The organism is Streptomyces sp. NPDC029836 (genome assembly GCF_055574495.1).
In genome coordinates, this window is sequence record NZ_JBVHZI010000016.1 from 63,079 (window position 1) to 89,393 (window position 26,315).

Genomic DNA, 26,315 nt, shown 5'->3' on the forward strand with positions numbered 1-26,315 from the left:
ATTGTCACCATCCGTCAATCGACGGCCGTCCACACCGCGCGCGGGCGCCCCGGGCAGTCCATTAGGCTCGTACGCATGGCCGACGCACCGTACAAGCTGATCCTGCTCCGTCACGGCGAGAGCGAGTGGAACGCGAAGAACCTGTTCACCGGCTGGGTGGACGTCAATCTCAACGAAAAGGGCGAGAAGGAGGCGGTCCGCGGCGGTGAGTTGCTCAAGGACGCCGGCCTGCTCCCCGACGTGGTGCACACCTCGCTCCAGAAGCGCGCCATCCGCACCTCCCAGCTCGCGCTGGAGGCCGCCGACCGCCACTGGATCCCCGTGCACCGCTCCTGGCGCCTGAACGAGCGCCACTACGGCGCCCTCCAGGGCAAGGACAAGGCCCAGACCCTCGCCGAGTTCGGCGAGGAGCAGTTCATGCTGTGGCGCCGCTCGTACGACACCCCGCCGCCGGCCCTCGAGGACGGCACGGAGTTCTCCCAGTCCGGCGACCCGCGCTACGCGACGATCCCGCCGGAGCTGCGCCCGCGCACCGAGTGCCTCAAGGACGTCGTCGTCCGCATGCTGCCGTACTGGTACGACGGCATCGTCCCGGACCTCCTCGCGGGCCGCACCGTCCTGGTCGCCGCCCACGGCAACAGCCTGCGCGCCCTGGTCAAGCACCTGGACGGCATCTCCGACGAGGCCATCGCCGGCCTGAACATCCCGACCGGCATCCCGCTGGCCTACGAACTGGACGCCGCCTTCAAGCCCCTGAACCCGGGCGGCACCTACCTCGACCCGGACGCCGCCGCGGCGGCCATCGAGGCGGTCAAGAACCAGGGCAAGAAGAAGTAGCAGGAAGAGTGACCATGCCCCCGACCCGCACACGGTGCGGGTCGGGGGCACTCTTTTGCCATGGGCCCACGGTTGACCCCCGTAGCGGGCCCGCGACGAGGCGAAGGGCCCCCGCCCGCGAAGCGGGAAGGGGCCCTTCAGGGTCGGTCGGGGTCGGTCGGGGTTCAGCCGCCGCACTGGCAGGGCGCACCGGACTGGCAGCCGCAGCCGCAGCCCGATCCGCAGCCGCAGGCCGCGAGTAGGGGCAGGCGCAGCGGCTCCGGCCGTGGCGGCTGCTCCTGTTCCGGGGTGATGGGGACGGGGGAATCGGACATGGATCCTCCTCGTGGGGGCACACACGGCAGGTCGTACGCGTACGCGGTCGCCTTCGCCCTCATTCATGCCCAGCCGCACCGGCGCGTCAACGGCGCATTGGAGCGAGCCGCCGCACGCGGGGGCGACGGACCCGCCCGCCCCCGCGCGGCGGTCCTCAGACCCCGTCGACCTGCGTCGGCTGCTGGAGCTCGTCCGCGTGCTCGCCCGTCACCAGGTACACGACGCGCTTGGCGACCGACACCGCGTGGTCCGCGAAGCGCTCGTAGTAGCGGCCCAGCAGCGTCACGTCGACCGCCGTCTCGATGCCGTGCTTCCAGCGGTCGTCCATCAGGTGCTGGAACAGCGTGCGGTGCAGCTGGTCCATCTCGTCGTCGTCCTGCTCCAGCTGGAGCGCCAGGTCGACGTCCTTCGTGATGATGACCTCGGCCGCCTTCGCCATCAGGCGCTGCGCCAGCTGACCCATCTCCAGGATGGTCGCGTGCAGGTCGCGCGGCACCGCGCGGTCCGGGAAGCGCAGCCGCGCCAGCTTCGCCACGTGCTGGGCGAGGTCGCCCGAGCGCTCCAGGTCGGCGCTCATCCGCAGTGAGGTGACGACGATGCGCAGGTCGGTGGCGACCGGCTGCTGGCGGGCCAGCAACGCGATGGCGCGGGCCTCCAGGTCGTGCTGGAGGTCGTCCACCTTCTGGTCGGCGGCGATGACGCTCTCCGCGAGCTTCAGATCGGCGTCGAGCATGGAGGTGGTGGCCCGCCCGATCGCGGAACCGACGAGCCGGGCCATCTCGACCAGGCTTTCTCCGATCGAGTCCAGTTCCTCGTGGTACGCGTCCCGCATTGGTGTCCCTCTCTCGCCGACTCGCTACTGCTGCGTGGCTTCTTGCCCACGTTGACACGTTCGGCCCTGAACGCGTCCGACTCCGACATCACAAGTGAATCAACCCCGTCGCCAGGGTGAACTCTGGGCGACGAGTGTTCGAGGTGCCACCCGAACGGCTGTGGAACTGCCGTCGTGCCTGCTTAACCTGGATGCATGGACGTGAACGCGGCGGTCGCCGCAGCTGCAGCGATCGCCGGTTTGTGCACCGGTGTGATCGCCATGCTGGCGTTCCGCTGGAGCGAGCGCGACCAAGCCCGCCCCACCAGGAGCTCCATGCGCCCCGACATCAACGCGGTACTCCCGCCCGGTGTGGACACGGTCCTCTCCGTGCTCCGCTCCTCCGCCGTCGTCCTCGACGAGGGGGACGCGGTCGTCAAGGCCAGCTCGGCGGCGTACGCCCTCGGCCTGGTCCGCGGCGGGAAGCTCGCCGTGGAACCGATGCTCCACATGGCCCGCGACACCCGCAGGGACGGAGAGATACGCCAGATCGAACTCGACCTCCCCAGGCGCGGCACCGGCCGCGGCGAGGCCCTCGCGGTCTCGGCGCGCGTCGCCCCGCTGGGCTCGCGGCTCGTGCTGCTGCTCGTCGAGGACCTCACGGAGGCCCGCCGCATCGAGGCGGTCCGCCGTGACTTCGTCGCGAACGTGTCGCACGAGCTGAAGACCCCCGTCGGAGCGATCTCCCTGCTCTCGGAAGCGGTCATGGACGCCTCCGACGACCCGGAGGCGGTCAGCCGCTTCGCGGGCCGCATGCAGATCGAGTCCGCCCGCCTGATCAACCTCGTACAGGAGCTGATCGACCTCTCCCGGGTGCAGAACGACGAGGCCCTGGAGGACGCCGAGCCCGTACGCGTGGACACGCTGGTGGCCGAGGCCATCGACCGCTGCCGCCACACCGCCACCTCCAAGCAGATCACCATGGCCGCCGGCGGCACCGCCGACCTGCGGGTTTGGGGACACCGGGGGCAGCTCGCCGCGGCCCTCGGCAACCTGGTGGAGAACGCCGTCAACTACAGCCCGGCCCGCACCCGCGTCGGCATCGCCGCGCGCCGGGTGACCGCGCCGGGTGGAGACTTGATCGAGATAGCCGTGACCGACCAGGGCATCGGCATCCCGGAAAAGGACCGCGAGCGCGTCTTCGAACGCTTCTACCGCGTGGACCCGGCCCGCTCCCGCGCCACGGGAGGCACCGGCCTCGGCCTCGCGATCGTGAAGCACGTCGCCGCCTCGCACGGCGGGGAGGTGTCGGTCTGGAGCTCGGAGGGCCAGGGCTCCACGTTCACCCTGCGGCTCCCCGAGGCACCCGCACCGGCGCCCGCGCCGGCCCCCGCACCCGTCCGACCCCTGCCCCAACCAGAACCAGTCATCCCTGCCCCGGAGGTCCTTCCGTGACCCGAGTGCTCGTCGTCGAGGATGAGGAATCCTTCAGCGACGCCCTGTCCTACATGCTCCGCAAGGAAGGCTTCGAGGTCGCGATCGCGGCGACCGGGCCCGACGGGCTCGACGAGTTCGAGCGCAACGGCGCCGACCTCGTCCTCCTCGACCTGATGCTGCCCGGCCTGCCCGGCACCGAGGTCTGCCGGCAGCTGCGCGGCCGTTCCAACGTTCCCGTGATCATGGTGACCGCCAAGGACAGCGAGATCGACAAGGTCGTCGGGCTGGAGATAGGAGCAGACGACTACGTCACCAAGCCCTTCTCCTCGCGGGAGCTGGTCGCCCGCATCCGCGCGGTCCTGCGCCGCCGCGGCGAGCCGGAGGAGGTCACCCCGGCGGCCCTGGAGGCCGGCCCGGTACGGATGGACGTCGACCGGCACGTGGTCACCGTCGGCGGCGGCAAGGTGGACCTCCCGCTGAAGGAGTTCGACCTGCTGGAGATGCTGCTGCGCAACGCGGGCCGCGTGCTGACCCGCATGCAGCTCATCGACCGGGTCTGGGGCGCCGACTACGTCGGCGACACCAAGACCCTCGACGTCCACGTCAAGCGCCTGCGCGCGAAGATCGAGCCCGACCCGGGCGCGCCGCGCTACCTGGTGACGGTCCGCGGCCTGGGCTACAAGTTCGAGCCGTAGACCGCGGCGCCGCGCAGCCGCGAGGCGGCACATGCGCACAGCCGTGAGCGGCGGTCGGGTCCGGCGGCCCGCACGACCACGGGGAAGGCCCCCAGCCACATCGGCTGGGGGCCTTCCCCGTGTACGTAGGCCGCTTCGCGCGGCCGGGCCTCAGTGGCCGGCGCCGTGCGAGGCGGAGCCGGACGGCTTGCCCGACGGCGCGCCCGCGGCGCCCGACGGCGAACCGGACGGCGCGCCCGAGGGCGCGGGCGTCCCGGAGGGCGTGCCCGACGGGGACCCGGACGGGCTGGTGGAAGGCTCGCCCGGGGCCGCGGTGGGCCCGTAGCCGGCGTACATGCCGGAGGCGGGCACGATGAAGGCCTGGAGGGCGACGTCGCCGGTGCTGCTCAGGTCGAAGACGACCTCCTGCACGTCGCCGTCCACGACGGCGGTGCGGCCGCCCTCGATCACGGCGGAGGCGTTGCCCTGGCCGCCCAGCACCACGGAGCCGCCGGCCGGCACGGTGATCTTGCCGGAGCCCTCGGCGGCCTTCAGGACGACCTTGGACTTGCCACCCTTGAGGGTGATGCCCTCCAGGGTCTGCGGCTTCGTACCGTTGTTGAAGACGGTCGCCGAGACGACGGCCGGGCCCTTCTTTTCCTTCTCCGCCTGGGTGATCACCAAGGCGTTCTGGATCTGGATGTCGCCCTTGGTGACGGCGGCGTTGTCCGGCTTGATCTGGAGAGTCTGCGCGTCGTTGCCCGCACCGCACGCGGCGAGCGAAGCGATCGAGAACACGACGGCAGAAGCGGCGAGGGCGCCGCGTCGAAGGCTGCGGCTCACGGCGGCGGCAACTCCTAGGACGTACGGACGGAAGGGTGGACGCTCGGGACGGCCGAGGTAAAGCCGCCCTAAGGGTGTGTCAGCGCGCTTAGGTTACCGAGCCGCCGCCCCGCCCCCGCACCCGACCCTCCGCAGCGGACGCACGGCCCTGGACGGCCTCGGCGATCTTGCATTCGGGATATCGCCGCCGGGGCCGCCCGATGATCAATTCCGGGATTCCGTCGAACGTGGCTCCGTGATCAATTTCGGATTGGGCCGGAACCCGCTCCGTACGGGCGGCCGCCAGTCGAACGGAGTACTTCGGTTTCCGACTCCCGAACCCGGCAAAACGGGACGTACGTCACTCCCGTGGACTCGTCCGCCAGGTGTAACGTGGCCGTTTCGCCCGGTCCGCACAACACCTCCGACCTGCGAATACCCCCTTCCGCAACCCCTTCGCAGCACGTTCGTGTCGCTGTTGTCAAGCCCCGAGATGTGCCCTGACCTGCGAAAACGCCATTCATAACAGTCAGTTCTCGTGTTACCCTGGATAGCCACGGAAGGGGTACCTGTCACATGACGTTCAAGGTTGGCGACACCGTGGTCTATCCCCATCACGGGGCCGCGCTGATCGAGGCCATCGAAACTCGCCAGATCAAAGGCGTGGACAAGACCTACTTGGTGCTCAAGGTCGCCCAGGGCGACCTGACGGTTCGTGTGCCTGCGGACAATGCGGAGTTCGTCGGCGTTCGCGACGTAGTCGGCCAGGACGGGCTGGACCGGGTCTTCGAGGTGCTCCGCGCACCGTATGCAGAAGAGCCGACGAACTGGTCCCGGCGCTACAAGGCAAATCTGGAGAAGCTCGCTTCTGGCGATGTCATCAAGGTCGCCGAAGTGGTGCGCGACCTGTGGCGTCGTGAGCGTGAGCGCGGACTCTCCGCGGGTGAGAAGCGCATGCTCGCGAAGGCTCGCCAGATTCTCGTCAGCGAGCTCGCGCTCGCGGAGAACACCAACGAGGACAAGGCCGAGGCCCTCCTCGACGAGGTTCTCGCGTCCTGACGCGAAAACCGTACACAGTTGTGCCGCGGTGCCCGATGACAAGCTCCCTCCTCCACGAGGGAGCTGTTGCCGGGCGCTGCGGCATGTCTGTACCCACGCCTTTTTCGTACCCATTGCTTTTTCCTGGCGTGCCGAGTTCGGGCAGCCCTGCTCGACCGGTCTTCACGGAAGGGGCGAGGGGCATCGCACCCGGCACGCTTCAGGCCATACCCATGTCGGCCGAAGTCACAAACCTGGCTCGGAGCTACTGATGTCTGACGAAACGCGTCCGCACCGCACGGCCGCGGTGATCCCGGCCGCCGGCCGCGGGGTACGCCTCGGTCCCGGTGCCCCCAAGGCCCTGCGGGCCCTCGGCGGGACGCCCATGCTCATCCACGCCGTCCGTGCCATGGCCCGCTCCCGCGCCGTGTCCCTCGTCGTGGTGGTCGCCCCCTCCGACGGGGCCGCCGATGTGCGCCGGCTGCTCGACGAGCACGCGCTGCCCGACCGTACCGAGGTCCTGGTCGTCCCCGGCGGGGAGACCCGACAGGAGTCCGTGCGCGCCGGCCTGGACGCGCTGCCGCAGGACGTCACCTCCGTACTCATCCACGACGCGGCCCGCCCGCTCGTCCCCGTCGACACCGTGGACGCCGTCATCGACGCCCTGCGCGACGGCGCGCCCGCCGTCGTCCCCGCGCTGCCGCTGGCCGACACCGTCAAGGAGGTCGAGCCGGGCGAGCCCGGCGAGCCCGAGCCGGTCGTCGCCACGCCCGAGCGCGCCCGGCTGCGCGCCGTCCAGACCCCCCAGGGCTTCGACCTGGCGACCCTGCTGCGCGCGCACCGGGAGATCGCCGTCCTCGGCGAGGGCGCCACCGACGACGCCGGCATGGTGGAGCGCCTCGGAGTCACCGTCGTGACCGTCCCCGGCCACGACGAGGCCTTCAAGGTCACCCGTCCGCTCGACCTCGTCCTCGCCGAGGCCGTACTCGCCCGCAGGAGGGCCACCGATGCCTACTGATCCCGCCGCCGCGCCCGTGATGCCGCTCGTCGGCATCGGCACCGACGTGCACGCCTTCGAGGCGGGCCGGGAACTGTGGTGCGCCGGTCTGCTGTGGGAGGGCGAGGACGGCCTCGCCGGGCACTCCGACGGGGACGTCGCCGCGCACGCCGCCTGTGACGCCCTGTTCTCCGCCGCCGGCGTCGGCGACCTCGGCGCGCACTTCGGCACCTCCCGTCCGCAGTGGTCCGGCGCCTCCGGCGTCACCCTTCTGGCGGAAGCCGCGCGCATCGTGCGGGCCGAGGGCTTCGAGATCGGCAACATCGCCGTCCAGGTGATCGGTGTCCGCCCGAAGATCGGCAAGCGGCGCGAAGAAGCGCAGAAGGCGCTCTCGGCCGCCGCGGGCGCCCCCGTCTCGGTGTCCGGCACCACCACCGACGGCCTCGGCCTCACCGGTCGGGCCGAGGGGCTCGCCGCCATCGCCACCGCCCTCGTCCACCGGACGAGCCCGGCCTGAGTCCGGGCCCCGCCCGGGCGGGTGTCCGGCCGGTGCCGTGGCCGCGCGGCGACGGAGCGGGGTCGGCACCAACCGGGAAAACCGCCCGTACGGGACTCCGTGCGCGCCCCCTTCGCACCGCCGCGCCGACAAACCCCGCCCCCGGGTCCCCAAAGGGTCGCGGGGCACTGCTAGAGGCGCACTACCCTGGATGCCGTGACTATTCGCCTGTACGACACCAGCGCCCGGCAGATCCGTGACTTCACCCCGCTCGTTCCGGGCTGCGTCTCGATCTACCTCTGTGGCGCGACCGTGCAGGCCGCTCCGCACATCGGCCACATCAGGTCGGGCCTGAACTTCGACATGATGCGCCGTTGGTTCGCGTACCGCGGCTACGACGTGACCTTCATCCGCAACGTCACGGACATCGACGACAAGATCATCGCGAAGTCCGCCGAGCAGCGCCGCCCCTGGTGGTCCATCGGCTACGAGAACGAGCGCGCCTTCAACGACGGCTACTCCGCCCTCGGCTGCCTCCCGCCCACCTACGAGCCCCGCGCGACCGGACACGTCACCGAGATGGTCGAGATGATGCGCGGGCTCATCGAGCGCGGCCACGCCTACGAGTCAGAGGGCAACGTCTACTTCGACGTGAAGTCCTTCCCGGGCTACCTCTCGCTGTCCCGCCAGGAACTCGACAACATCCGTCAGCCGGAGAGCACCGGCGAGACCGGCAAGCGCGACGCGCGCGACTTCGCCATGTGGAAGTCCGTCAAGCCCGGCGAGCCGTCCTGGGAGACGCCCTGGGGCCGCGGCCGTCCCGGCTGGCACCTCGAATGCTCCGCCATGGCGCACAAGTACCTCGGCGAGGCCTTCGACATCCACGGCGGCGGCCTGGACCTGATCTTCCCGCACCACGAGAACGAGATCGCCCAGGCCAAGGCCTTCGGCGACGAGTTCGCGCACTACTGGGTCCACAACGCCTGGGTCACGATGTCGGGCGAGAAGATGTCCAAGTCCCTCGGGAACTCGGTCCTCGTCTCCGAGATGGTCAAGCAGTGGCGCCCGATCGTGCTGCGCTACTACCTGGGCACCCCGCACTACCGGTCGATGATCGAGTACAGCGAGGAAGCGCTGCGCGAGGCGGAGTCCGCCTTCGCCCGCATCGAGGGCTTCTACCAGCGCGTCATCGAGAAGGCGGGCGGTCCCGTCGAGGCCGCGGCCGAGGTGCCGCCGGCCTTCGCCGAGGCGATGGACGACGACCTGGGCGTCCCGCAGGCGCTCGCCATCGTGCACACCACCGTCCGCCAGGGCAACAGCGCGCTCGCCGCCGACGACAAGGACGCGGCGATCGCGCGCCTGTCGGAGGTGCGGGCCATGCTGACCGTGCTCGGCCTGGACCCGCTCGACCCGCACTGGGCCGGCGAGTCCGACCGCGGCGAGGACCTCCACGGCGCCGTGGACACCCTCGTACGCCTCGTCCTGGAGCAGCGGGAATCCGCCCGGGCCCGCAAGGACTGGGCGACCGCCGACGCCATCCGCGACCAGCTCCAGCAGTCCGGTCTGGTCGTCGAGGACAGCCCGACCGGTCCGCGCTGGACGCTCGGCCCCCGCTGAGCCGGAGCGGCCCGACTGTGCCGCCCGGCGCTCCGGGCGGCACACTCTTCATACGTACATATCGCAGCATCAACGAAAACAGGTAGAGGTCATGGCCGGGAACAGCCAGCGCAGGAACCGCCGCACGTCCAACAAGAAGGGCGCCACGGTCGGTAGCGGTGGCCAGCGGCGCCGGGGCCTCGAAGGCAAGGGCCCCACGCCCAAGGCCGAGGACCGCAAGAAGCACAAGGCGAATCGGATCAGCAACGCCATCGCCCGCCAGGCCGCCAAGCGCCGCCCGGCCCCGCGCCGCGGCGGCCCCAAGGGCACCAGCGAGATGGTCGTCGGTCGCAACCCGGTCTTCGAGGCGCTGCGCGACGGCGTCCCCGCCACCACCCTCTACGTCCAGCAGTTCATCGACAACGACGAGCGCGTGCGCGAGGCCCTCCAGCTCGCCGCCGCGCGCGGCAACATCAACCTGATGGAAGCCCCGCGCCCCGAGCTCGACCGGATGACCAACGGGCTCAACCACCAGGGCCTGGTCCTGCAGGTCCCGCCGTACGAGTACGCGCACCCGGAGGACCTCACGGCCGCCGCGTACGACAACGGCGAGGACCCGCTGATCGTCGCCCTCGACGGGGTCACCGACCCGCGCAACCTCGGCGCCATCGTCCGCTCCGTCTCCGCCTTCGGCGGCCACGGCGTGGTCATCCCCGAGCGTCGCGCCGCCGGCATGACCGCCGGTGCCTGGAAGTCCTCGGCCGGCACCGCCGCCCGTACCCCGGTCTCCCGCGTCACCAACCTGACCCGCGCCCTCCAGGACTACAAGAAGGCCGGCATCACCGTCGTCGGCCTGGCCGCCGAGGGCACGCACACGGTCAACGACCTGGAGCAGCTCGCCGGCCCCGTCGTCATCGTCGTCGGCTCCGAGGGCAAGGGCCTCGGCCGCCTCGTCGGCGAGAACTGCGACTACCTGGTGCGCATCCCGATGCCGGGCGGCGCCGAGTCGCTGAACGCCGGCGTCGCCGCGGGCGTCGTCCTCTACGAGGCGGCCCGTCGCCGCGCCGACCGCAGCCGCGCCTGATCGCGGGTCGGGGCTGAGCGCCGGGTGGACCGGACCCGTCCGCCCGGCTTGATCCACTTGGCTCACGGAAGTGACCCGTGAGCGTGTCGCCCCGCCCGATCCGGGCGGGGCGACTTGATCTTGACGGGTCTCGGACAGATCCCTGATGTCAAGGCAGTGTCCTAAACACGGATCACTCGGTTAGATGAGTGTGGACACCAGAACGTCAGGGTTCGACGACCAGCCCGCGCTGAGCATGGTCAAGGTGCCGTGCGACCCCGCACAGGTCATCGTCAACCACGCCAGCTTCCGCGTGCGGCTCGCACCGAGCCCGAGCGCGCGTTCCAAGCCCGCGAATGCCCCCGGCCGCGCGCCCGTCCTCGGCGTCGCCGCGGCCGCCGCCGCCGGAGCCCGCCGCCGCCGGGCCCCCGTCGTGTGGAGCGGCAGGTCCGACCCCGGCGACGCCGCCGCGACGGGCGGCCTGCTCCAGGCCGTACGCGAGTCCGGCCGCGGCCACGACGAGTACGACGGCGGCGCCACCCAGGTCATCCCGCGCGTGGACCTGGACCACGACCTCGCCGAGGACACCCTCGCCACCCCGACCGTCATCGGTCAGCGCAGCTACGGGGACCCCGAGGAGACCCGCCCGCTGGCCGCCGTACGGGACCTGCCGCGCGAGCCGTACGGGGCCCAGTACCCCGGCGGCGATCCGGACGGCGACTCCCGACGGGTCGGCGACTCCCGCGGCCAGGCCTCCTACTACCCCGGCCGCCGGATGAACCTCGGCGTGGTGCTGCTCCCGCTGCGCGTCTTCCTCGGGTTCATCTGCATCTACGCCGGCATGGGCAAGCTGTGCGACCCCGTCTACTTCGACGGCGGCGAGCGCGGCTCCATGGTCACCTGGCTCCGGACGCTGCACCCCTGGGCGCTGGCCGAGCCGCTGCGCGACTTCGCGCTGGCGCACCCGGTGGGCGCGGGGCTGAGCGTGGCGTTCCTCCAGGTGATCGTGGGCGTCCTGACGGTCTTCGGGTTGTGGCAGCGGTTCGCCGCCTGCATCGGGGCGCTGCTGTCCGCCGCGCTGTTGATGACGGTGAGCTGGAAGACCGTCCCCGCCTACGACGCGCCCGACATCATCTACCTGGCCGCCTGGAGCCCGCTGATCATCGCGGGCGCGCCCGTCTACTCCCTCGACGGGCGGCTCGCGGGCGAGGCGTGGCGCACGCTGGGCCCGCGTTCGGAGGTATGGCGGCTGCGACGCCGGGTCCTGCGGCGCGGAGCCGTCATGGCCACCGTCGTGTGCGGGCTCACCCTGCTCGTCGGCTCCCTGCTCGGAGGGGCCGTCCGGTCCTCCACGGTCGTCACCGTGCCCGGGCCGGGTCAGGCGCCGAGCAACTACCTGCCCGGTACGCCGCTGCCGAAGGCCTCGGTCAAGCAGTCCGAGCCGGCGCGGGGGCAGCAGCCGTCGAAGCAGGCCGCGTCGCCGTCCGCGGCGCCTTCGGTGGCGCCCTCGAAGTCGGCCCGGAACGGCAGCAGCGGAGCGCCGGTGCGCGAGAGCGCCGGTACGGGCGCCGGCACCCCCTCCGCCACCAAGGGCGGCGGCACGGGCAGCGGGCAGTCCCCGCGCAGCAGCGTCCCGAAGCAGTCCACCCCGCAGAAGCCGCCGACCACGTCCTCGGGGAACCGCCCCGAGAGCGGCAGCGGCGGTGGCGGCGACACCCCGACGAAGAAGCCGGGGTTGGTGGGCGGCCTGCTGGGCTGACCGCCCGGCCCGATCGGGTTCCGCCGGTTTGGCTCCCGGCTCCCGGGGCCCGGTGCGCGAGGAGCGCACCGGGCCCTTCGGCGCGCCGGGGGAGGCGTACGGGCTCGTGCTCGCGGCCGAGTTGGGGGTCCGGGGCGTGCGGGGGCTCAGGGGGCGTTCTGGGCGGCCAGCTCGCGTGCGGCCTCGGTGAGGTCCTTGACGGTGTCGATCGCCCGCCAGTAGGCCCCCTGGGGCAGCGGGTAGCCCGCGAGGCGGCGTTCGCGGGCGAGGCGCGGGAACGTCGTCCGCTCGTGGTCGCCCAAGTCGGGTAGCAGCGCGGTGAATTCGGGGGAGAAGACGTACACCCCGGCGTTGACCGGGTAGGGCGACGGCGGCGCCTCGATGAAGTCCAGCACCTGCCCGTACGCGTTGGTCTCCACGACCCCCCACGGGATCCGCGGCCGGGCGAGCGCCAGGGTGGCCACGGCGTCGCGTTCGGCGTGGAAGGCGGCCATGTCGCGCAGCGGGAAGCGGGTCCACACGTCGCCGTTGGTGGCGTACCAGGGGCGATCGGCGTGCGGGAGCCGGCGGGCGGCGTACTTGAGGCCGCCGCCGCGTCCCAGTGGTTGTTCCTCGACGACGGTGGTCACGCGCAGCGGCAACGGGGCCTGCGCCAGCCATTCCTGGAGCACGTGGGCGAGGTGCCCGCAGGAGACGACGGCGTCGGTGACCCCTTCCGCCGCGAGCCAGGCGAGTTGGTGTCCGATGATCGGCAGGCCCGTCCCCGGGATCTCGACCATCGGCTTCGGCCGGTCGTCCGTGTACGGCCGCAGCCGCGAACCCTGGCCGCCCGCCAGGACGACCGCCTGGGTGGGTGGGGCCGGGGACGCGGCCGCGAGGTCGGTGGATCGGGGAGGTACGGGGGAGGCGTCGCTCATGGCCGTCAGCGTAGGGACGGCCCCTGCCCCGGCGGGGGCAGGCGCGGCGGAGCCGGCGAGGAGCGCGGGGGCGGCCGGTGTCAGCCCATGGAGGCGACGCCGGTCGCGTACGAGGTGTCGCAGACGGGACGCGCGAAGGACTGGGCCTTCGTGGGTCCGTACGCGTCCACCGCGGCCCGGCCCAGGGCGCGCGCGATGCCCACGCAGTGCGCGGCGAGCGACGGCCTGCGGTCCACCTCCTGCTGGAGGTGCGTGAGGACGGCGCCCGGCTCCTGGCCCTGCTGGAGCTCGCTGAGCAGCTTGTCGCGCAGGAGGTCCTGGGCGGCGCGCGGCTTGGCGGGTACGGACACGTCCTCGGCGGAGGCGGTGAGGATCTGGGAAGGGGTGTTGTCCGCCCAGGGGACCATCGTGACCGCGAGGGTCCCGGACAGGACCAGGACGACGGGCAGGACCAGGGCGAGGGAACGGCCGATACGGCGGGCAGTGTGGGTCACGAGGGCGAGATTAGCGCTCGGTGAAGAATTGGCGACATTTAGTCACCCTGTCGGGGGATGGTTCGACGTGGCTTTTCGAATATGGGGTTGACGGATGCGGCCGAATGGCCCGGTCTGCCGGGGTTTGGCGCGGGGTTGGCGGGGGGACGGCGGCAACTGCCGAAGAAGGGGCGCCCCTTGATGGGGCGCCCCTTCGGGTTTCGGTCGCGGCGACGGGTGTCAGCCCGAGAGGCGGGCTCCCGAGGACGTCGAGAACACGTGGATCTCGTCGGCGCGCGGCACGATCTGCAGCGTCGAACCCTTCTCCGGGACCTGCCGGCCGCCGACGCGGACGACGATGTCCTTCGCCTTGTCGGCGCCGACCGCGGCGCTGCCGTAGACGTAGCCGTCGGCGCCGAGTTCCTCGACGACGTTCACGGTGATGGTCAGGCCGCCGGTGTCACCGATGTCGAAGTGCTCGGGACGCACGCCGACGGTGACGGTGCGGTCGCCCGCGTCGGCGGCGGCGGACAGCGCCTCGCGCGACACCGGGACGATGCTGTCGCCGAACTTCACGCCGCCGTCGGCGATCGGGACCTCGACGAGGTTCATGGCGGGCGAGCCGATGAACCCGGCGACGAAGAGGTTCGCGGGGCGGTCGTACATGTTGCGCGGGGTGTCGACCTGCTGGAGCAGACCGTCCTTGAGGACCGCGACGCGGTCGCCCATCGTCATGGCCTCGACCTGGTCGTGGGTGACGTAGACCGTGGTGATGCCGAGGTCGCGCTGGAGCGCGGCGATCTGCGTACGGGTCGACACGCGGAGCTTGGCGTCGAGGTTCGACAGGGGCTCGTCCATGAGGAAGACCTGCGGCTTGCGGACGATCGCGCGGCCCATGGCGACGCGCTGGCGCTGGCCGCCGGAGAGGGCCTTCGGCTTGCGGTCGAGGTAGCTGGTGAGGTCGAGCATCTTCGCCGCGTCCTCGACCTTGCGGCGGATGGTCGCCTTGTCCTCGCCGGCGATCTTGAGCGCGAAGCCCATGTTGTCGGCGACGGTCATGTGCGGGTACAGCGCGTAGTTCTGGAACACCATCGCGATGTCCCGGTCCTTGGGCGGCAGGTGCGTGACGTCGCGGTCACCGATGCGGATGGCGCCGCCGTTGACGTCCTCCAGGCCCGCGAGCATGCGCAGGGAGGTGGACTTGCCGCAGCCGGAGGGGCCGACGAGGACGAGGAACTCGCCGTCCTCGATCTCCAGCTCCAGCTGGTCGACGGCGGGCTTGTCGCCGCCGGGGTACAGACGGGTCGCCTTGTCGAAAGTGACAGAAGCCATGGTGATGAATCCCTTCTACCGGCAGGAACGTGCCGGACGATCCGAGTGGAAGGTCTAGTCCAGTGCCCTGGACTCCGCCCGACGCTACCTGGCGCCGCGCTTCCTGTCAGCACCCGTGTGCGGTGACTTCGTACTCCGTGCGATCTGTCGGAGCGGGCCGTTCGGACGGCGGAACCGACGCGGCGGCGGTCCACCGGGTCCGGGCGGAGCGCGCGTCGGCGGAGGCGCCGCCGGTTCGCCGGGCCTTCGTACGGCCGTCGTACGGCCGTCGTACGGCCTTCGTACGGCCGTCGTCGGGGCGGCGCCGGTGGCGGCGGAAAGGTGATGGCTCGGCGAATCGGCTGCTGTGTAGAGTGAGTGCGGCCCTGCCTCCTTAGCTCAGTCCGGCCAGAGCAACGCACTTGTAATGCGTAGGTCGTCGGTTCGAATCCGACAGGGGGCCCTGTGAAAAGCCCAGCTCAGGTGTTCTCTGAGCTGGGCTTTCGTCTTTCAGCGGGTTTGCGGCGGCGCCGGGCCCGGGCCGCACGGGTGCTCTCGGTCTCAGTTCTGGTCTCGGACAAGGGCCCGGGGCTAGGTCCGCAGCGGATGTCGGGCCCGGGGCAGCCGCCTCCGCGTGCGGGACTGCATCGGCGTGTTGCAGACTGACGTGGGACCCCCGGACCTCAATTCCGGGGGTCCCACTCAATGGCAGGAGCAGTTTGGTGGACTGCCCGCGTCAGTGCTGACGCATGATGGCGGCCAGCTTCTCGGCTGCGCCCTCCCACGCGTCGCGGCCGGTCAGGGCCTTCTCCTTGGCCGTCAGATTGCCGTCCGTGTCGTATTTGGCCGGCTCGACGAGGGTGCCGTGGAAGGTGCTCCCCGCCCGAGTGAAGTCGATCGCGGAGGCGGCCTTCATCGCCTCCGCGATGCTCACACCGGTGCCATTGGTGACCTCACGCACAGCTGCCGCGAGCGCGTAGAGGACGTTCGCGCTGGTCAGCCAGGTGGTCTCGCGCAGCTTGACCATGCCGCTGGGGACGGAGAGGGCGGTGGCCACGTCAGGCAAGGCGCCGAAGCCATTCCAGAAATCAATCATGTTCTGGAGAGCTTCGTCGTGCCGTGTCGTGGCGATGTTGACGGCGACGGCTTCGTCCCAGGCCCGTGACGAACGAGGTCCGGTTCCGACCAGGAGCGTGCCGGTGGCGTACCGCAGGGTCTTGAACCCCGTCAGCTTCGGCGAGAGCTTGCCGGGTGAGTCGGTGAGGAACTCGACCCGCTTGCCGCCCTCGAAGAGCGGCACCCGGTCGCCCTTGACCACTTCTTCCAGGAGCATCTTGTTGATCGCCTGACGGCGGTCCATGGACTGCGCGATCGAGGCGTTGAGAGGCTTGGCGTTCTGCTGCAGGTCGGTGAAGTCCTGTGCTCGGCGCGCCTGGTCGTCGTCCAGTACCACGATCACCGGCTGGCCGTTGGCCTGCAGTCGGTGGAGCACGTCATCGCCGTGCCGGTGGGCCTCGATGACGTCTCCATAGGCGGAGGTGCGGTGACCGCCGTCGCCTACCTTCGCCTTCGCGCCGGGCCGGACGTAAAGGGTTCCCATGCTGATCGGAGCCTCGGGGTCATCCGGCACGAACTCGGCGTCGTCGAGGCTGTAGTACACGAGAACCGAGTTGAGGACGTAGTCCTCTGTCTCTTCGATGTACTTGGCGATGGCCTGTCGGTGGTTCTTGTCCTCCTTGCGGTTGGTCCCGGTTCCTTGCAGCGGGTCCCAGTTCTCGCGGTCACCGACGGTCCCGACGTAGGTGACGGGGTTCATTACCGTCGTGACCATCTGCCGGCTGCCCATCTTGTAGCCGATGCCCGGGTAAGCCACCTGCCCGTAATTGATCTTCGGTCGGGAAGGCGGCGTAGTGGCGGCGCTGCTGCTGTCAGTCGCTTCTTCCATCGCGGGGGTCCCTTCATTTGCGGACGCTGAATACGTCCGATGGAAGTGAGGCTACGCAAGATTTCTCACGTAGGCAACAATGAATGGCGCGTACAAATGCTAGTTACGTGCGAGTAGTAGGTGAGGTCCCCTGCGGTTCGACGTAACGTCACCTAACGAGCGCGTGCGATGTCACCGCTCGCCAGGGTTCTGAGCTGGATCTTCAGCGAATCTTGCGACGGCGCCCGCGCACGCGCCGCACGACTGCGCTCAGCGTCGGTTCGGGTTTCGGCGGGCACCGCCTGGCGGGGCATGAACGCATCGCCCATCCGCCGCATCGCCCTCCCGGGACAGCTCGGAGCGGCCCTTCACATACCGGCGGGTCTGGCCGATCTGGGTGTGGCGGAGGATCTGCATGATCGTGGGCATGTCCACCCCCAATTCGTTGAGGATCGTCCCCGCCGTTTGACGGCTCCCGTCGTGCTGGCGGCGGTCGCTGATTCCGGCCTACGGGTGCAAGGACCTGCGGGCCTGCGGGGGCAGGCTGCACCGATTCGAGCCGTGCCCGGCCGACTGCCGGGCGCACAAGGGCTACGTCTGCTTCCAGGTGCGCCGCTGAATGCGTAGGTCGTCGGTTCGAATCCGACAGGGGGCCCTGCGGAAACCCCGGCTCAGATCCGTTCTGAGTCGGGGTTTCGTCGTATGGAGCGGGCGGCCGGGCGCTCAGTGGCGGCCCGAGACGCGGTCGGCCAGGCGGGCCAGGGGGGTTGTCGTGGGGCGGTGGGTGGCCGTTTCGTGGCGGTCCGCTTCGCGGTAGGCGGCGTACAGGGCCTGGACGCCGAGCCAGCGGAAGGGTTCCGGTTCCCAGCGTCGGACGCGGTGGTCGACCCAGGGGAGCGAGGTCAGGTCCGTCGGGTTCTCCAGGATCAGGTCGCGCAGGGTGCGGGCGGCGAGGTTGGCGGTGGCGACGCCGGAGCCGACGTAGCCGCCGGCCAGGCCGAGGCCGGTGGTGCGGTCCAGGGAGACGGTGGCGCACCAGTCGCGGGGCACGCCCAGGACGCCGGACCAGGCGTGGGTGATCTCCGTCCCGGTGAGCTGGGGGAAGAAGGACGTGAGCAGCGAGGTCAGGGCGGTGATCGTGGCCGGTTGGGTGCGGCCGTCGTGGTCGGTGCGCGAGCCGTAGCGGTAGGGGACCCCGCGGCCGCCGATCGCGATGCGGTCGTCGGCGGTGCGTTGGGCGTACATGTACGCATGGGCCATGTCACCGATCACCTCGTGGCCCGACCAGCCGAGGGAGTCCCACACCTCCGCCGGTAGCGGGGCCGTGGCGATCATCGAGGAGTTCATCGGGAGCCAGGTGCGCTTCTGACCCTTGAGGGCCGCCGTGAAGCCCTCCGTGCAGCGCAGGACGAACGGGGCACGGACCGTGCCGTACGGGGTGACGGCGCGGCGGGGCGCGATCTCCGTGACGGGGGTCGACTCGTGGATGACGACCCCCAGGCGTTCGCAGGCGGCGGCGAGGCCCTTGACCAACTTCAGCGGGTGGACGCGGGCGCCGTGCGGGGTCCAACTGGAGCCGACGGCGTCGGCGATGTCGACGCGTGCCCGGGTCGCGGGGGCGTCGTGGAACGTGCGGTCGGTCTCGCCGAAGCCGAGCTCGGCGGTGTGGAACGCCCTGAGGCGGCTCAGCTGGGCGGGGCTGCGGGCGACTTCGAGGACGCCGCCGCGGTGGACGTCCGCGTCGATGCCCTCCTTGGCGGCGACGTCGATGACCTCCGTGACGGTGTCGTTCATGGCCTGCTGGAGGCGGAGCGCCGCCGGGTGGCCGTGCAGTTCGGCGTACCGGTCGCGGCCGGCGATGCCGTTGTAGAGCCAGCCGCCGTTGCGGCCGGAGGCGCCGTAGCCGCAGAACTTCTGCTCCAGGACGGTGACGCGCAGGTCGGGCGCGGACGCCTTCAGGTAGTAGGCCGTCCACAGGCCGGTGTAGCCGCCGCCGACGATGACGACGTCGGCCGTGGCGTCGCGGGTGAGGGGGGCGCGGGCCGGTTGGGGGGCGGTGGTGTCCGTCGCGTACCAGAAGGAGATGCCGCCGTTGATCGTCATGGGGGAGTTGGTACACGGGCTGTCGGTGGGGTGTCCAGGGCCGCGGTGTCGTGATTCGGGACGTGTTTCCGGGCCGAATGACCCATGCGGGTGGGGTGGGAGGGATCGTAAGGTCCGGTGGGTGGTTTGCGGAGTTTGCTGATGTTTGTGCCCTTGGTGCGTGGGGGATCGACGTGCGCGCGCCGGGGCCGATGCGGAGAGGTTCGGTCGTGGGCATACGTGGTGCGGGGCGTACGGGGCGTGCGAGGCGACGGGCGTGCGGGGGACCCCGGCGGTGCTGGTCGACGGGAAGTCGATCGGCGCGAAGGACGGCTCGATGTTCGACGCGGCGGCCTTCGCGCGCACGTTGGCGGCGGCGGGCATCGGCGGCTGAGGCGCCGCGCGGGCCGGGCCTGGGGTCGGGGCGGGTGCGGGCCATCGGGGAACTCCCGGGTCGGCTGACGTCCGTACCCGCCCCCGCCGGACTGCGCGGCCTGGACGCGGTCGCGGCGCGGATGCTGGACGAGGCGCCCCGGGCGGCGGCCCTGTTGGCCGAGCCGCGGGACCGGCGGCCGCCGCTGGGCTGCGCGGCGGCGGTCGCCGAGGTGGCGGGCGAACCGGGTGACACCGGTTGCCCCCCGACCGACGGGCCTGCCCGGATCGACGCCGAGGCGGGCGACCTAGGGTGACCGCATGATCCGTGACGCCGAAATCGCCGATGTCCCCGTCATCCACGCCATGATCCGTGAGCTCGCCGCGTACGAGAAGGTCCCGCACGAGGCACGCGCGTCCGAGGAGCAACTGCGTGAGGCCCTCTTCGGGGCACGGCCGGCGGCCTTCGCGCACATCGCGGAAGCGGAGGACGGGGAACCCGTCGGCTTCGCGGTGTGGTTCCTCTGCTTCTCGACGTGGCGCGGGGTCCACGGCATCTACCTGGAAGACCTGTACGTACGCCCCTCCGCGCGCGGCGGCGGCCACGGCAAGGCCCTGCTCGCGGAACTGGCGCGCACGTGCGTGGAGCGCGGGTACGCGCGCCTGGAGTGGTCGGTCCTGAAGTGGAACGCGCCGACGATCGCGTTCTACGAGTCCCTGGGCGCGCGCCCGCAGGACGAGTGGTCGGTCCACCGACTGACGGAGGACGCGCTCACGGCGCTGGGGGCTTCGGGGGCGGGGGTCCGCCGGGGCGGGTGACGCGGCGGCGGTCGGATGTCGGTGGGGTGGGTCAGGATGAGGGGATGGCACGCAGTGGTGGGCAGCAGCACGGGACGGTCAAGGCGGCGCGGCGGCCGGAGGTGAGGTTGCCCGAGCTGACGGCGTGGGACGGCGGCCCGCTGGAGCCGGACGGCGACTACGACGGTCTGGAGTTCGCCGACCTCGACCTGGCGGGCCAGGAAGGCTCCGGCGCGCGGTTCATGGACTGCGCGCTGCGACGGTGCGCGCTGGACGAGGCCGGGCTGGCGAAGGCGCGGTTCATGGACACGGTGCTGGACGGCGTCCGGGGCGTGGGCACCGACCTGTCGGAGGCTGCGTTGCGGGACGTGGAGCTGCTGGACGCCCGGCTGGGCGGGGTGCAGCTGCACGGGGCGGTGCTGGAGCGGGTCCTCGTACGGGGCGGGAAGATCGACTACCTGAACCTGCGGAAGGCACGGCTCAAGGACGTGGTGTTCGAGGGCTGCGTGCTCGTCGAGCCGGACTTCGGGGGCGCGGTGCTGGAACGGGTCGGCTTCCGTGACTGCACGCTGCGCGGGGCCGACTTCAGCGCGGCCCGGATGAAGGACGTCGACCTGCGGGACGCCGCCGAACTGGGGATCGCGCGCGGGGTGGAGGCGCTGGCCGGAGCGGTGATCAGCCCGGCGCAACTGTTCGACCTCGCCCCGGCCCTGGCGGCGCAGCTGGGGCTGCGGGTGGTGGGGTAGGGGGCTGCGTACGGGTCGGCGTACGGGCCGGTCAGGCCGGGACGCGGGGGAAGCGGGCCTGGAGGGTCCAGATGACCGGGTTGTCGGCGAGTCCGTCGTGCATGTCGACGAGGTCGGCGATCAGGTCGTGCAGGAAATCGCGGGCCTCGCGACGCAGCAGGCGGTGGCTGAAGGTGATCGGGTCCTCTTCGGCCGGCATCCAGTCGGCCTCGATGTCGACCCAGCCGAAGCGGCGCTCGAAGAGCATCCGGTCCGCCGACTCGGTGAAGTCGAGCTCGGCGTACTGACGGTGGGCGGAGCGGCTGCCGCGCGGGTCCTCGTCGAGCTTCTCGACGATGTCGCAGAGCGCCCAGGCGAAGTCCAGGACGGGAACCCATCCCCAGGCTGTGGATACTTCCCGGTCCTTGTCGGTGTCGGCGAGGTAGACGTCACCGCAGAAGAGGTCGTGGCGCAGGGTACGGATGTCCGCCGACCGGTAGTCGGTCTGCGGGGGGTCCGGGAAGCGCCGGGAGAGGGAGTAGCCGATGTCGAGCACGTACCCGATGGTGTCACGGCTCCGACTCCCCTGACGCGCGGGTGGGGGTGGTGGGGTGGGGTCGGGGGTGGGGTGGGCGCTGCTGGGCGGGGTGGTTCCGCCGCCCCCGACCCCGCCCCCAAAACCGACCCGCCCCCGCCCCGACAACACCCCAACCCCCCTCACGACGGCAGGAGGCGTTGTTCCTTTGCCACCGCTACGGCGCCCGCGCGGGTGTCGACGCCGAGTTTGTCGTAGATGCGGCCCAGGTGGGTCTTGACGGTGGCCTCGCTGATGAACAGCGCGCGGGCGATGTCGCGGTTGCCGAGGCCGCGCGCCAGTTGGCCCAGGATGTCCAGTTCCCGGTCCGTGAGGGTGGGGCGGGAGCCGCGCATGTGGGCCATGACCCGGCTCGCCACGGGCGCGGAGAGCGTCGTACGGCCCGCCGCCGCCGAGTGGATGGCGGCGAAGAGTTCCTCGGGCCGTTCCGCCTTCAGGAGGTAGCAGGTGGCACCGGCGCCGATGGCGCGGGTGATGTCGGCGTCCGTGTCGTACGTGGTGAGGACCAGGACGTACGGGGGGTCGGGCAGGGCCGTGATGCGGCGCGTGGCTTCGACGCCGTCGATGCCCTCGCCCAGTTGCAGGTCCATCAGGACGACGTCCGGGCGGAGTTTCGCGGCCAGCGCCACCGCCTCCTCCCCGCTGCCGGCTTCGCCGAGCACCTCGATGTCCGGCTCGCTGCCCAGCAGGGCGAGGAGGCCGGCGCGGACCACGACGTGGTCGTCGCAGAGGAGGATCGTCGTCATCCTGTGGGCTCCAGGGGGATCGAGGCCGAGAGGACGGTGCCCTCGCCCGGGGTCGATTCGATGGTGAGGGTTCCGCCGAGCTGGCGCACGCGGGCGCGGATCGCCGGGAGGCCGTGGCCCCGGTCGGGGCCGGCGCTGCGGGGTTGCGTGAAGCCGTCGCCGTCGTCGGCGATGTCCAGGACGACCTGGTCGCCGAGGAAGCTCAGGGTGAGGGCGGCCGTACGCGCACCCGAGTGCTCGCGGATGTTGGACAGGGCGCCCTGCGCGATGCGCAGCAGCGCCGACTCGGCGCGGTCCGGGAGCGGGGCCGAGGTGCCCTCCAGGTGGAAGCGGACGGTGATGTCCGGGCCGGCGTCCAGCGCGCGCAGGGCGTCGGCGAGGCCGGCGCCGTTCGCCAGCTCGGCCGGGGCGAGGTCGTGCACGAGGCGCCGCGCCTCGGCCAGGCCGCGCGCGGCGATGCCGGTGGCGGTACGGACGTGCGCGCGGGCGGTGCCCGGGTCGCTCTCCCAGGTGCGGTCGGCCGCCTGGAGCAGCATCTGCTGGCTGGACAGGTGCTGCGCCAGGGTGTCGTGGATCTCCATGGACAGCCGCTGCCGCTCGGCGAGGGTGCCCTCGCGGCGTTCGGTGGCGGCGAGCTCGCGGCGGGTCCGGATCAGGTCGTCGATGAGCGCGCGCTGGGCCTGCGTCTGACGCTCCATGTGGACGAAGACGGCGGTGGCGAGGGCGGCGACGGCGGGCGGCGCGAGGAACAGGTTCGGGTCGAAGGCGGTGGACAGCCGCACCTGGGCGGCGACGACGAACACCGTGAGCAGGGCGACCAGGACGATCGCGGCACGCGGGGGGAGGGTGCGCAGGGCGGTGAAGAAGAGCGGTACGGCGCACCAGGCGAAGCTCGGCGCGAGGACGACGAGCACCACCCAGGTGGCGACCACCAACCCGAGCCACGCCCGCCGGCGCAGGGTCGGACCGGTGGCCCGCCGGCCCCGACCGGGCGGGCGGGCAGCGGTAGCTGTCCCGCTGCCGGGGCCGGTACGGGTGGTGCCGCGGTGGGCGGGGGCGGCCGTGGTGGCTCCGACGACGGGGCCGAGGACGTACAGCAGCGCCAGCGCGATGCTCAGGGCGAGGACCCAGGGGGTGCGGGGCTCGCCGGGGTGACGCAGGAGGAAGCGGGCCACCGACGCGCCGAGGAGCAGGAAGAACGCCGCGTGCATGACGGTGGCCAGGGTGCGGGTGTCGGGGTCGGTCGAGGGGTGCGGCCGCGGGATGTGGCTCACGGCGGGGGCTCCTGGGGCTGAGGGTGGTATCCATCTTGCCCCTGCCCTGGCCGGGCGGGGGACGGGTGGGCGCCCCTGCCCTGGCCGGGCGGGGGCGAGGGGGGATCGGTCCTGCTCTGCCCCGGGTGGGCGGGGTGACGGCCGGCCCGCCGGCGCCCCAGCGGGGTACCGGCTCGGGTGCGCGCCGTTCCGTTCCGGCTCGCGTGCGTGCCGTTCCGTCTCGACTCGCGCGTGCGCGCCGTTCCGTGCCGGCCGGCGCGTGCGCGCTGCTCCGTACCGATCCGTGCGTACCGATCAGGAGAACCCGTGCCGGCCGGGCCGCGCATCGGCCGATCGGTTGACCCCTGGGTCAGCCGGTGCGGTGGTCGTTGGGAGCCGGTACGGCGACGGGGGCGGGGTGGTTGCGGGCCGAGGCTTGGAGCAGCGGTGAACGAGCCAGTCGGCGACCGCCCCTCCCACCACCAGGAGCAGAGATGAACACCCGCACCCGCGTCCTCACCGGTACCGCCCTCGCCCTCGCCCTCGGCGCCGGGACGTTCGGTGCCGTCAGCGCGAGCGCCACCCCCGCGTCCGCCCCCGCCGCAGCGGAGGCCGCCGCGCCGGCCGCGAAGAAGGACGACGACAAGAACTTCACCACCTCGACGCACCTCACCGTCGACGCCGCGTCCCGCGCCGCCCAGGCCGCGCTGCAGGCCGCCGCGAAGGAGAACCAGAAGGTGACGGTCGCCGTGGTCGACCGCAACGGCAACACCATCGTCACCCTGCGCGGCGACGGCGCGGGCCCGCAGTCCTACGAGTCGGCGCAGCGCAAGGCCTACACCGCCGTGTCCTGGAACGCCCCGACCTCCGTCCTCGCGGGCCGCCTCGCGCAGACCCCGAACCTGAAGGACATCCCGGGCACCCTGTTCCTCGGCGGCGGCACCCCGGTCCAGTTCAAGGGCGCCCCCGTCGCCGGCATCGGTGTGGCCGGCGCCCCGAGCGGCGACCTGGACGAGAAGTTCGCCAAGGCGGGTGTCGACGCCCTCGGCAAGTAGTCCAGGGCCCGCGGGCAGCCCGAGGCCCGAGCCCCGCAACCCGCCCGAGCCCCGCACCGGCCGGCGCCCCGCAACCGGCCGGCGCCCCGCAAGCACTCCACCGCTCCGGGTCGGGCCCCGCGCCCCCGCTTAGGATCGACTCCGTGGAACATCCCCGGATCATCCGGCGCACCAGGCGCACCACCAGGCTCACCCGCCTCGCCGCCCCCACCGTCTCGGCCGTCCTCTCCGTCGCCGTCCTGGCCACGGGGTGTACGGGCTCCACGGTGCAGGGGCGGCCCGGCGCGTCCGGGGTCCGCGATCCGTACTTCCCGCGCGCCGGCAACGGCGGCTACCAGGTCGACCACTACGACCTGGACCTCGCCTACGACCCCGCCGACGGGCGACTGCACGGCACGGCCGTCATCACCGCCCGCGCCGAGCAGGGGCTCAGCTCCTTCAACCTCGACCTCAGCGGCCTCAAGGTCGAGGGCGTGGAGGTGCAGGGCGCCGGCGCCCGCCACAACCGGAGCGGCACCGAGCTGACGGTGCGGCCCGCGAAGGACCTCAAGAAGGGCGAGGTCTTCCGTACGGAGATCGACTACTCCGGCCGGCCCAAGCCCGTGGTCGACCCCGACGGCTCCGAGGAGGGCTGGATCGCCACGGCCGACGGAGCGGTCGGCGTCGGGGAGCCCGTCGGGTCGATGGGCTGGTTCCCGGGGAACCACCACCCCTCCGACAAGGCGACGTACGACATCAAGTTGACCGTCCCCAAGGGGTACGAGGCGGTCTCCAACGGGGCGTTGCGATCGCGTACGGACGTCGCCGACGGGCGGACGGAGTTCGCCTGGCACAGCGCCGAGCCGATGGCGAGCTATCTGGCGACCGCCGCCATCGGGAAGTTCGACGTGACGACCGGCCGGACCCCTTCCGGCATCCCCCTCTACAACGCGGTGACGCCCGCCGAATCGGCGAAGAGCGCGCCCGCGCTGGAGCGGCTGCCGGAGATCGTGGAGTGGGGCAGCGCCAAGTTCGGCCCGTACCCCTTCGACACGGTCGGCACGATCGTGCTGCCGGGCGGGACCCTCGGGTACGCGCTGGAGACGCAGACCAAGCCCGTCTATCCCGGCGCCCCCGACGAGAACCTCATCCTCCACGAACTGGCCCACCAGTGGTTCGGCAACTCGGTGTCGCCGAAGTCCTGGAAGGACATGTGGCTGAACGAGGGCTTCGCCACGTACGCCGAGTGGCTGTGGGCCGAGGAGCACGACGGTCCGACGGCGCAGCGCCGCTTCGAGGCCATCGTCGACGGTGACACGACCGTGGACCAGGCCGCCGACTCGGAGTGGGACGCCTTCCCGCCGGCGGCCCCGCCCGGACCGGAGCACATCTCGGGTGACCCGGTGTACGTGCGGGGCGCGATGGTGCTGCACCGGATCCGGCAGGAGGTCGGCGACGAGAAGTTCTTCGCCCTGCTGCGCGGTTGGGCCACCGACCACCGGCACGGGAACGCGAGCACCGCGGACTTCACGGCGTACGCGCAGCGGCACACGGGCCACGACCTGAAGAAGGTCTGGGACGTGTGGCTGTACGGGGAGGACCGCCCGAAGGCCCCGTGACACGCGGGGCACCCGGGGCGCGCCCCTGTCAGCCCCGGTTCACGCCCCGGTCACCCGCCCGGTCACCCGCCCGGTCACGCCCCCGCGTCCACCCCCGCCTCCGGTGTCAGCGCCTTGCGCATCACCGTGCAGGGACGGCCCAGTTCGCGGTCCTTGGCCTGGCGCAGGGCCGTGTAGCCCTGGGCCTGCCAGAAGGCGAGCGCGTTGGCGTTGGCTTCGAGTACGGCGAGTCGTACGCCGGTCCGTCCCGCGGCACGGAAGCGGTCCTCGACGGCGCCGGCGACGGAGCGGCCGTAGCCCTCGCGGTGCGCGGTGGAGTCGATGAGCAGCAGGCCGATCCACGGGTCCGGGTCCTCGGACGCCGGATCGGGGTGCCGGTCGAGGGTCACGGCCAGGCCGACGAGGCGGCCGGCGGAGCGGGCCAGCAGCACTTCGGCGCCGTCGTGGGCGAGTTCGTCGGCGAGGGAGGCCGCGACCTGTTCGACGGTGATGCGGGCGGGATCGGGAAAGTCGCCGCTGATTTCGAAGAACGCGTGGTTCGTCGCGTAGAGCGTGGCGATTTCGGTGAGGACCGGCCCGGGCAGGGCGCCGTCCACGGGGACGAGCGGTTGGAGGATCACT

25 protein-coding genes, 1 tRNA gene and 2 pseudogenes are annotated in these 26,315 nt (G+C 71.9%); 15 read left to right on the forward strand and 13 right to left on the reverse strand.

What is annotated here, in order from left to right:
• The first annotated feature begins 75 nt into the window (after window positions 1–75).
• Window positions 76–837 carry a phosphoglyceromutase gene (locus ACZ4XJ_RS31955; RefSeq protein WP_281203648.1) on the forward strand — a complete coding sequence of 254 codons (762 nt, stop codon included), beginning with the start codon at window positions 76–78 and terminating at the stop codon, window positions 835–837.
• Between the two features lie 164 nt (window positions 838–1,001).
• Here the strand turns inward: ACZ4XJ_RS31955 and ACZ4XJ_RS31960 are convergent, their stop codons facing one another.
• Window positions 1,002–1,151 (reverse strand): hypothetical protein, encoded by a 150-nt coding sequence (locus ACZ4XJ_RS31960; RefSeq protein WP_362876665.1) that lies wholly within the window; start codon window positions 1,149–1,151, stop codon window positions 1,002–1,004.
• 155 nt (window positions 1,152–1,306) lie between these two features.
• Window positions 1,307–1,984 (reverse strand): phosphate signaling complex protein PhoU, encoded by a 678-nt coding sequence (phoU, locus tag ACZ4XJ_RS31965; RefSeq protein ID WP_042813786.1) that lies wholly within the window; start codon window positions 1,982–1,984, stop codon window positions 1,307–1,309.
• Between the two features lie 195 nt (window positions 1,985–2,179).
• On the opposite strand from phoU, the gene phoR reads away from it, so the two are divergent.
• Both phoR and phoP read left to right on the forward strand, forming a co-directional pair.
• The gene (phoR, locus tag ACZ4XJ_RS31970; protein WP_383992065.1) at window positions 2,180–3,418 is read left to right on the forward strand and encodes a two-component system sensor histidine kinase PhoR; all 1,239 of its coding nucleotides are present in this window, start codon (window positions 2,180–2,182) and stop codon (window positions 3,416–3,418) included.
• On the forward strand, window positions 3,415–4,095 hold the full coding sequence (phoP, locus tag ACZ4XJ_RS31975) for a two-component system response regulator PhoP (protein ID WP_037795450.1): 681 nt from the start codon (window positions 3,415–3,417) through the stop codon (window positions 4,093–4,095). The genes phoR and phoP overlap by 4 nt, the downstream gene beginning before the upstream one ends.
• A 150-nt stretch (window positions 4,096–4,245) precedes the next feature.
• On the opposite strand, the gene ACZ4XJ_RS31980 is transcribed toward phoP, so the two are convergent.
• A complete protein-coding gene (locus tag ACZ4XJ_RS31980; RefSeq protein ID WP_362876667.1) occupies window positions 4,246–4,917 on the reverse strand; it encodes a DUF461 domain-containing protein in 672 nt (223 codons plus the stop codon).
• A gap of 555 nt (window positions 4,918–5,472) precedes the next feature.
• On the opposite strand from ACZ4XJ_RS31980, the gene ACZ4XJ_RS31985 reads away from it, so the two are divergent.
• The 6 genes from ACZ4XJ_RS31985 (at window position 5,473) to ACZ4XJ_RS32010 (ending at window position 11,845) form a co-directional block, all read left to right on the forward strand.
• Entirely contained in the window at window positions 5,473–5,955 is a 483-nt protein-coding gene (locus ACZ4XJ_RS31985) for a CarD family transcriptional regulator (protein WP_003953493.1), read from the forward strand.
• A 250-nt stretch (window positions 5,956–6,205) separates the two neighbouring features.
• The gene (ispD, locus tag ACZ4XJ_RS31990; RefSeq protein ID WP_468498208.1) at window positions 6,206–6,952 is read left to right on the forward strand and encodes a 2-C-methyl-D-erythritol 4-phosphate cytidylyltransferase; all 747 of its coding nucleotides are present in this window, start codon (window positions 6,206–6,208) and stop codon (window positions 6,950–6,952) included.
• Entirely contained in the window at window positions 6,942–7,448 is a 507-nt protein-coding gene (gene ispF, locus ACZ4XJ_RS31995) for a 2-C-methyl-D-erythritol 2,4-cyclodiphosphate synthase (RefSeq protein ID WP_362876670.1), read from the forward strand. Before ispD ends, ispF begins: the two co-directional genes overlap by 11 nt.
• A gap of 195 nt (window positions 7,449–7,643) precedes the next feature.
• Window positions 7,644–9,044 carry a cysteine--tRNA ligase gene (cysS, locus tag ACZ4XJ_RS32000; protein WP_362876671.1) on the forward strand — a complete coding sequence of 467 codons (1,401 nt, stop codon included), beginning with the start codon at window positions 7,644–7,646 and terminating at the stop codon, window positions 9,042–9,044.
• A gap of 91 nt (window positions 9,045–9,135) precedes the next feature.
• On the forward strand, window positions 9,136–10,107 hold the full coding sequence (rlmB, locus tag ACZ4XJ_RS32005; protein WP_362876672.1) for a 23S rRNA (guanosine(2251)-2'-O)-methyltransferase RlmB: 972 nt from the start codon (window positions 9,136–9,138) through the stop codon (window positions 10,105–10,107).
• 184 nt (window positions 10,108–10,291) lie between these two features.
• Complete coding sequence (locus ACZ4XJ_RS32010) at window positions 10,292–11,845, forward strand: DoxX family protein (protein WP_468498209.1); 1,554 nt, start codon at window positions 10,292–10,294, stop codon at window positions 11,843–11,845.
• 146 nt (window positions 11,846–11,991) lie between these two features.
• Here the strand turns inward: ACZ4XJ_RS32010 and ACZ4XJ_RS32015 are convergent, their stop codons facing one another.
• The 3 genes from ACZ4XJ_RS32015 to ACZ4XJ_RS32025 all read right to left on the reverse strand — a co-directional run bounded on the left by ACZ4XJ_RS32015 (window position 11,992) and on the right by ACZ4XJ_RS32025 (window position 14,567).
• A complete protein-coding gene (locus ACZ4XJ_RS32015; protein ID WP_362876674.1) occupies window positions 11,992–12,762 on the reverse strand; it encodes a nucleotidyltransferase family protein in 771 nt (256 codons plus the stop codon).
• Between the two features lie 80 nt (window positions 12,763–12,842).
• A complete protein-coding gene (locus tag ACZ4XJ_RS32020; RefSeq protein ID WP_281203635.1) occupies window positions 12,843–13,256 on the reverse strand; it encodes a hypothetical protein in 414 nt (137 codons plus the stop codon).
• A gap of 219 nt (window positions 13,257–13,475) precedes the next feature.
• A complete protein-coding gene (locus tag ACZ4XJ_RS32025) occupies window positions 13,476–14,567 on the reverse strand; it encodes an ABC transporter ATP-binding protein (protein ID WP_362876675.1) in 1,092 nt (363 codons plus the stop codon).
• A gap of 367 nt (window positions 14,568–14,934) precedes the next feature.
• On the opposite strand from ACZ4XJ_RS32025, the gene ACZ4XJ_RS32030 reads away from it, so the two are divergent.
• A tRNA-Thr gene (locus ACZ4XJ_RS32030) sits at window positions 14,935–15,009 on the forward strand.
• A gap of 273 nt (window positions 15,010–15,282) precedes the next feature.
• Here the strand turns inward: ACZ4XJ_RS32030 and ACZ4XJ_RS32035 are convergent.
• The 3 genes and pseudogenes from ACZ4XJ_RS32035 to ACZ4XJ_RS32045 all read right to left on the reverse strand — a co-directional run bounded on the left by ACZ4XJ_RS32035 (window position 15,283) and on the right by ACZ4XJ_RS32045 (window position 18,573).
• Complete coding sequence (locus tag ACZ4XJ_RS32035) at window positions 15,283–16,491, reverse strand: DNA sulfur modification protein DndB (RefSeq protein WP_468498210.1); 1,209 nt, start codon at window positions 16,489–16,491, stop codon at window positions 15,283–15,285.
• 202 nt (window positions 16,492–16,693) lie between these two features.
• A pseudogene (locus ACZ4XJ_RS32040) lies at window positions 16,694–16,977 on the reverse strand (tyrosine-type recombinase/integrase); the annotation flags it as partial.
• Window positions 16,978–17,193: 216 nt separating this feature from the next.
• On the reverse strand, window positions 17,194–18,573 hold the full coding sequence (locus ACZ4XJ_RS32045) for an NAD(P)/FAD-dependent oxidoreductase (protein WP_468498211.1): 1,380 nt from the start codon (window positions 18,571–18,573) through the stop codon (window positions 17,194–17,196).
• A 413-nt stretch (window positions 18,574–18,986) separates the two neighbouring features.
• Between ACZ4XJ_RS32045 and ACZ4XJ_RS32050 the strand changes: the two are divergent.
• From ACZ4XJ_RS32050 to ACZ4XJ_RS32060, 3 genes and pseudogenes are all read left to right on the forward strand, one after another.
• Window positions 18,987–19,178: pseudogene (locus ACZ4XJ_RS32050) on the forward strand (aminoglycoside phosphotransferase family protein); the annotation flags it as partial.
• A gap of 67 nt (window positions 19,179–19,245) precedes the next feature.
• On the forward strand, window positions 19,246–19,743 hold the full coding sequence (locus ACZ4XJ_RS32055) for a GNAT family N-acetyltransferase (RefSeq protein ID WP_468498212.1): 498 nt from the start codon (window positions 19,246–19,248) through the stop codon (window positions 19,741–19,743).
• A gap of 44 nt (window positions 19,744–19,787) precedes the next feature.
• Complete coding sequence (locus ACZ4XJ_RS32060) at window positions 19,788–20,468, forward strand: pentapeptide repeat-containing protein (protein ID WP_468498213.1); 681 nt, start codon at window positions 19,788–19,790, stop codon at window positions 20,466–20,468.
• 31 nt (window positions 20,469–20,499) lie between these two features.
• On the opposite strand, the gene ACZ4XJ_RS32065 is transcribed toward ACZ4XJ_RS32060, so the two are convergent.
• From ACZ4XJ_RS32065 to ACZ4XJ_RS32075, 3 genes are all read right to left on the reverse strand, one after another.
• The gene (locus ACZ4XJ_RS32065) at window positions 20,500–21,003 is read right to left on the reverse strand and encodes a hypothetical protein (protein WP_468498214.1); all 504 of its coding nucleotides are present in this window, start codon (window positions 21,001–21,003) and stop codon (window positions 20,500–20,502) included.
• Between the two features lie 161 nt (window positions 21,004–21,164).
• Window positions 21,165–21,788, reverse strand: coding sequence for a response regulator (locus ACZ4XJ_RS32070; RefSeq protein WP_468498215.1), 624 nt, complete (start codon window positions 21,786–21,788; stop codon window positions 21,165–21,167).
• Entirely contained in the window at window positions 21,785–22,999 is a 1,215-nt protein-coding gene (locus ACZ4XJ_RS32075; protein WP_362876749.1) for a sensor histidine kinase, read from the reverse strand. Before ACZ4XJ_RS32075 ends, ACZ4XJ_RS32070 begins: the two co-directional genes overlap by 4 nt.
• A gap of 536 nt (window positions 23,000–23,535) precedes the next feature.
• Between ACZ4XJ_RS32075 and ACZ4XJ_RS32080 the strand changes: the two genes are divergently transcribed.
• Both ACZ4XJ_RS32080 and ACZ4XJ_RS32085 read left to right on the forward strand, forming a co-directional pair.
• Window positions 23,536–24,096 carry a GlcG/HbpS family heme-binding protein gene (locus ACZ4XJ_RS32080; protein ID WP_362876680.1) on the forward strand — a complete coding sequence of 187 codons (561 nt, stop codon included), beginning with the start codon at window positions 23,536–23,538 and terminating at the stop codon, window positions 24,094–24,096.
• 143 nt (window positions 24,097–24,239) lie between these two features.
• Entirely contained in the window at window positions 24,240–25,694 is a 1,455-nt protein-coding gene (locus ACZ4XJ_RS32085) for a M1 family metallopeptidase (protein ID WP_468498216.1), read from the forward strand.
• A 74-nt stretch (window positions 25,695–25,768) separates the two neighbouring features.
• Here ACZ4XJ_RS32085 and ACZ4XJ_RS32090 read toward each other — a convergent pair whose 3' ends face one another.
• On the reverse strand, window positions 25,769–26,314 hold the full coding sequence (locus tag ACZ4XJ_RS32090) for a GNAT family N-acetyltransferase (protein WP_362876681.1): 546 nt from the start codon (window positions 26,312–26,314) through the stop codon (window positions 25,769–25,771).
• Window position 26,315: the final 1 nt, after the last annotated feature.

Coding starts and splice junctions, on each gene's coding strand:
- ACZ4XJ_RS31955 (WP_281203648.1), top strand. CDS start 76: ATGGCCGACGCACCGTACAAGCTGATCCTGCTCCGTCACGGCGAGAGC.
- ACZ4XJ_RS31960 (WP_362876665.1), bottom strand. CDS start 1,151: ATGTCCGATTCCCCCGTCCCCATCACCCCGGAACAGGAGCAGCCGCCA.
- phoU (WP_042813786.1), bottom strand. CDS start 1,984: ATGCGGGACGCGTACCACGAGGAACTGGACTCGATCGGAGAAAGCCTG.
- phoR (WP_383992065.1), top strand. CDS start 2,180: ATGGACGTGAACGCGGCGGTCGCCGCAGCTGCAGCGATCGCCGGTTTG.
- ACZ4XJ_RS31985 (WP_003953493.1), top strand. CDS start 5,473: ATGACGTTCAAGGTTGGCGACACCGTGGTCTATCCCCATCACGGGGCC.
- ispD (WP_468498208.1), top strand. CDS start 6,206: ATGTCTGACGAAACGCGTCCGCACCGCACGGCCGCGGTGATCCCGGCC.
- ispF (WP_362876670.1), top strand. CDS start 6,942: ATGCCTACTGATCCCGCCGCCGCGCCCGTGATGCCGCTCGTCGGCATC.
- rlmB (WP_362876672.1), top strand. CDS start 9,136: ATGGCCGGGAACAGCCAGCGCAGGAACCGCCGCACGTCCAACAAGAAG.
- ACZ4XJ_RS32010 (WP_468498209.1), top strand. CDS start 10,292: ATGAGTGTGGACACCAGAACGTCAGGGTTCGACGACCAGCCCGCGCTG.
- ACZ4XJ_RS32015 (WP_362876674.1), bottom strand. CDS start 12,762: ATGAGCGACGCCTCCCCCGTACCTCCCCGATCCACCGACCTCGCGGCC.
- ACZ4XJ_RS32025 (WP_362876675.1), bottom strand. CDS start 14,567: ATGGCTTCTGTCACTTTCGACAAGGCGACCCGTCTGTACCCCGGCGGC.
- ACZ4XJ_RS32035 (WP_468498210.1), bottom strand. CDS start 16,491: ATGGAAGAAGCGACTGACAGCAGCAGCGCCGCCACTACGCCGCCTTCC.
- ACZ4XJ_RS32045 (WP_468498211.1), bottom strand. CDS start 18,573: ATGACGATCAACGGCGGCATCTCCTTCTGGTACGCGACGGACACCACC.
- ACZ4XJ_RS32055 (WP_468498212.1), top strand. CDS start 19,246: ATGATCCGTGACGCCGAAATCGCCGATGTCCCCGTCATCCACGCCATG.
- ACZ4XJ_RS32060 (WP_468498213.1), top strand. CDS start 19,788: ATGGCACGCAGTGGTGGGCAGCAGCACGGGACGGTCAAGGCGGCGCGG.
- ACZ4XJ_RS32070 (WP_468498215.1), bottom strand. CDS start 21,788: ATGACGACGATCCTCCTCTGCGACGACCACGTCGTGGTCCGCGCCGGC.
- ACZ4XJ_RS32075 (WP_362876749.1), bottom strand. CDS start 22,999: ATGCACGCGGCGTTCTTCCTGCTCCTCGGCGCGTCGGTGGCCCGCTTC.
- ACZ4XJ_RS32080 (WP_362876680.1), top strand. CDS start 23,536: ATGAACACCCGCACCCGCGTCCTCACCGGTACCGCCCTCGCCCTCGCC.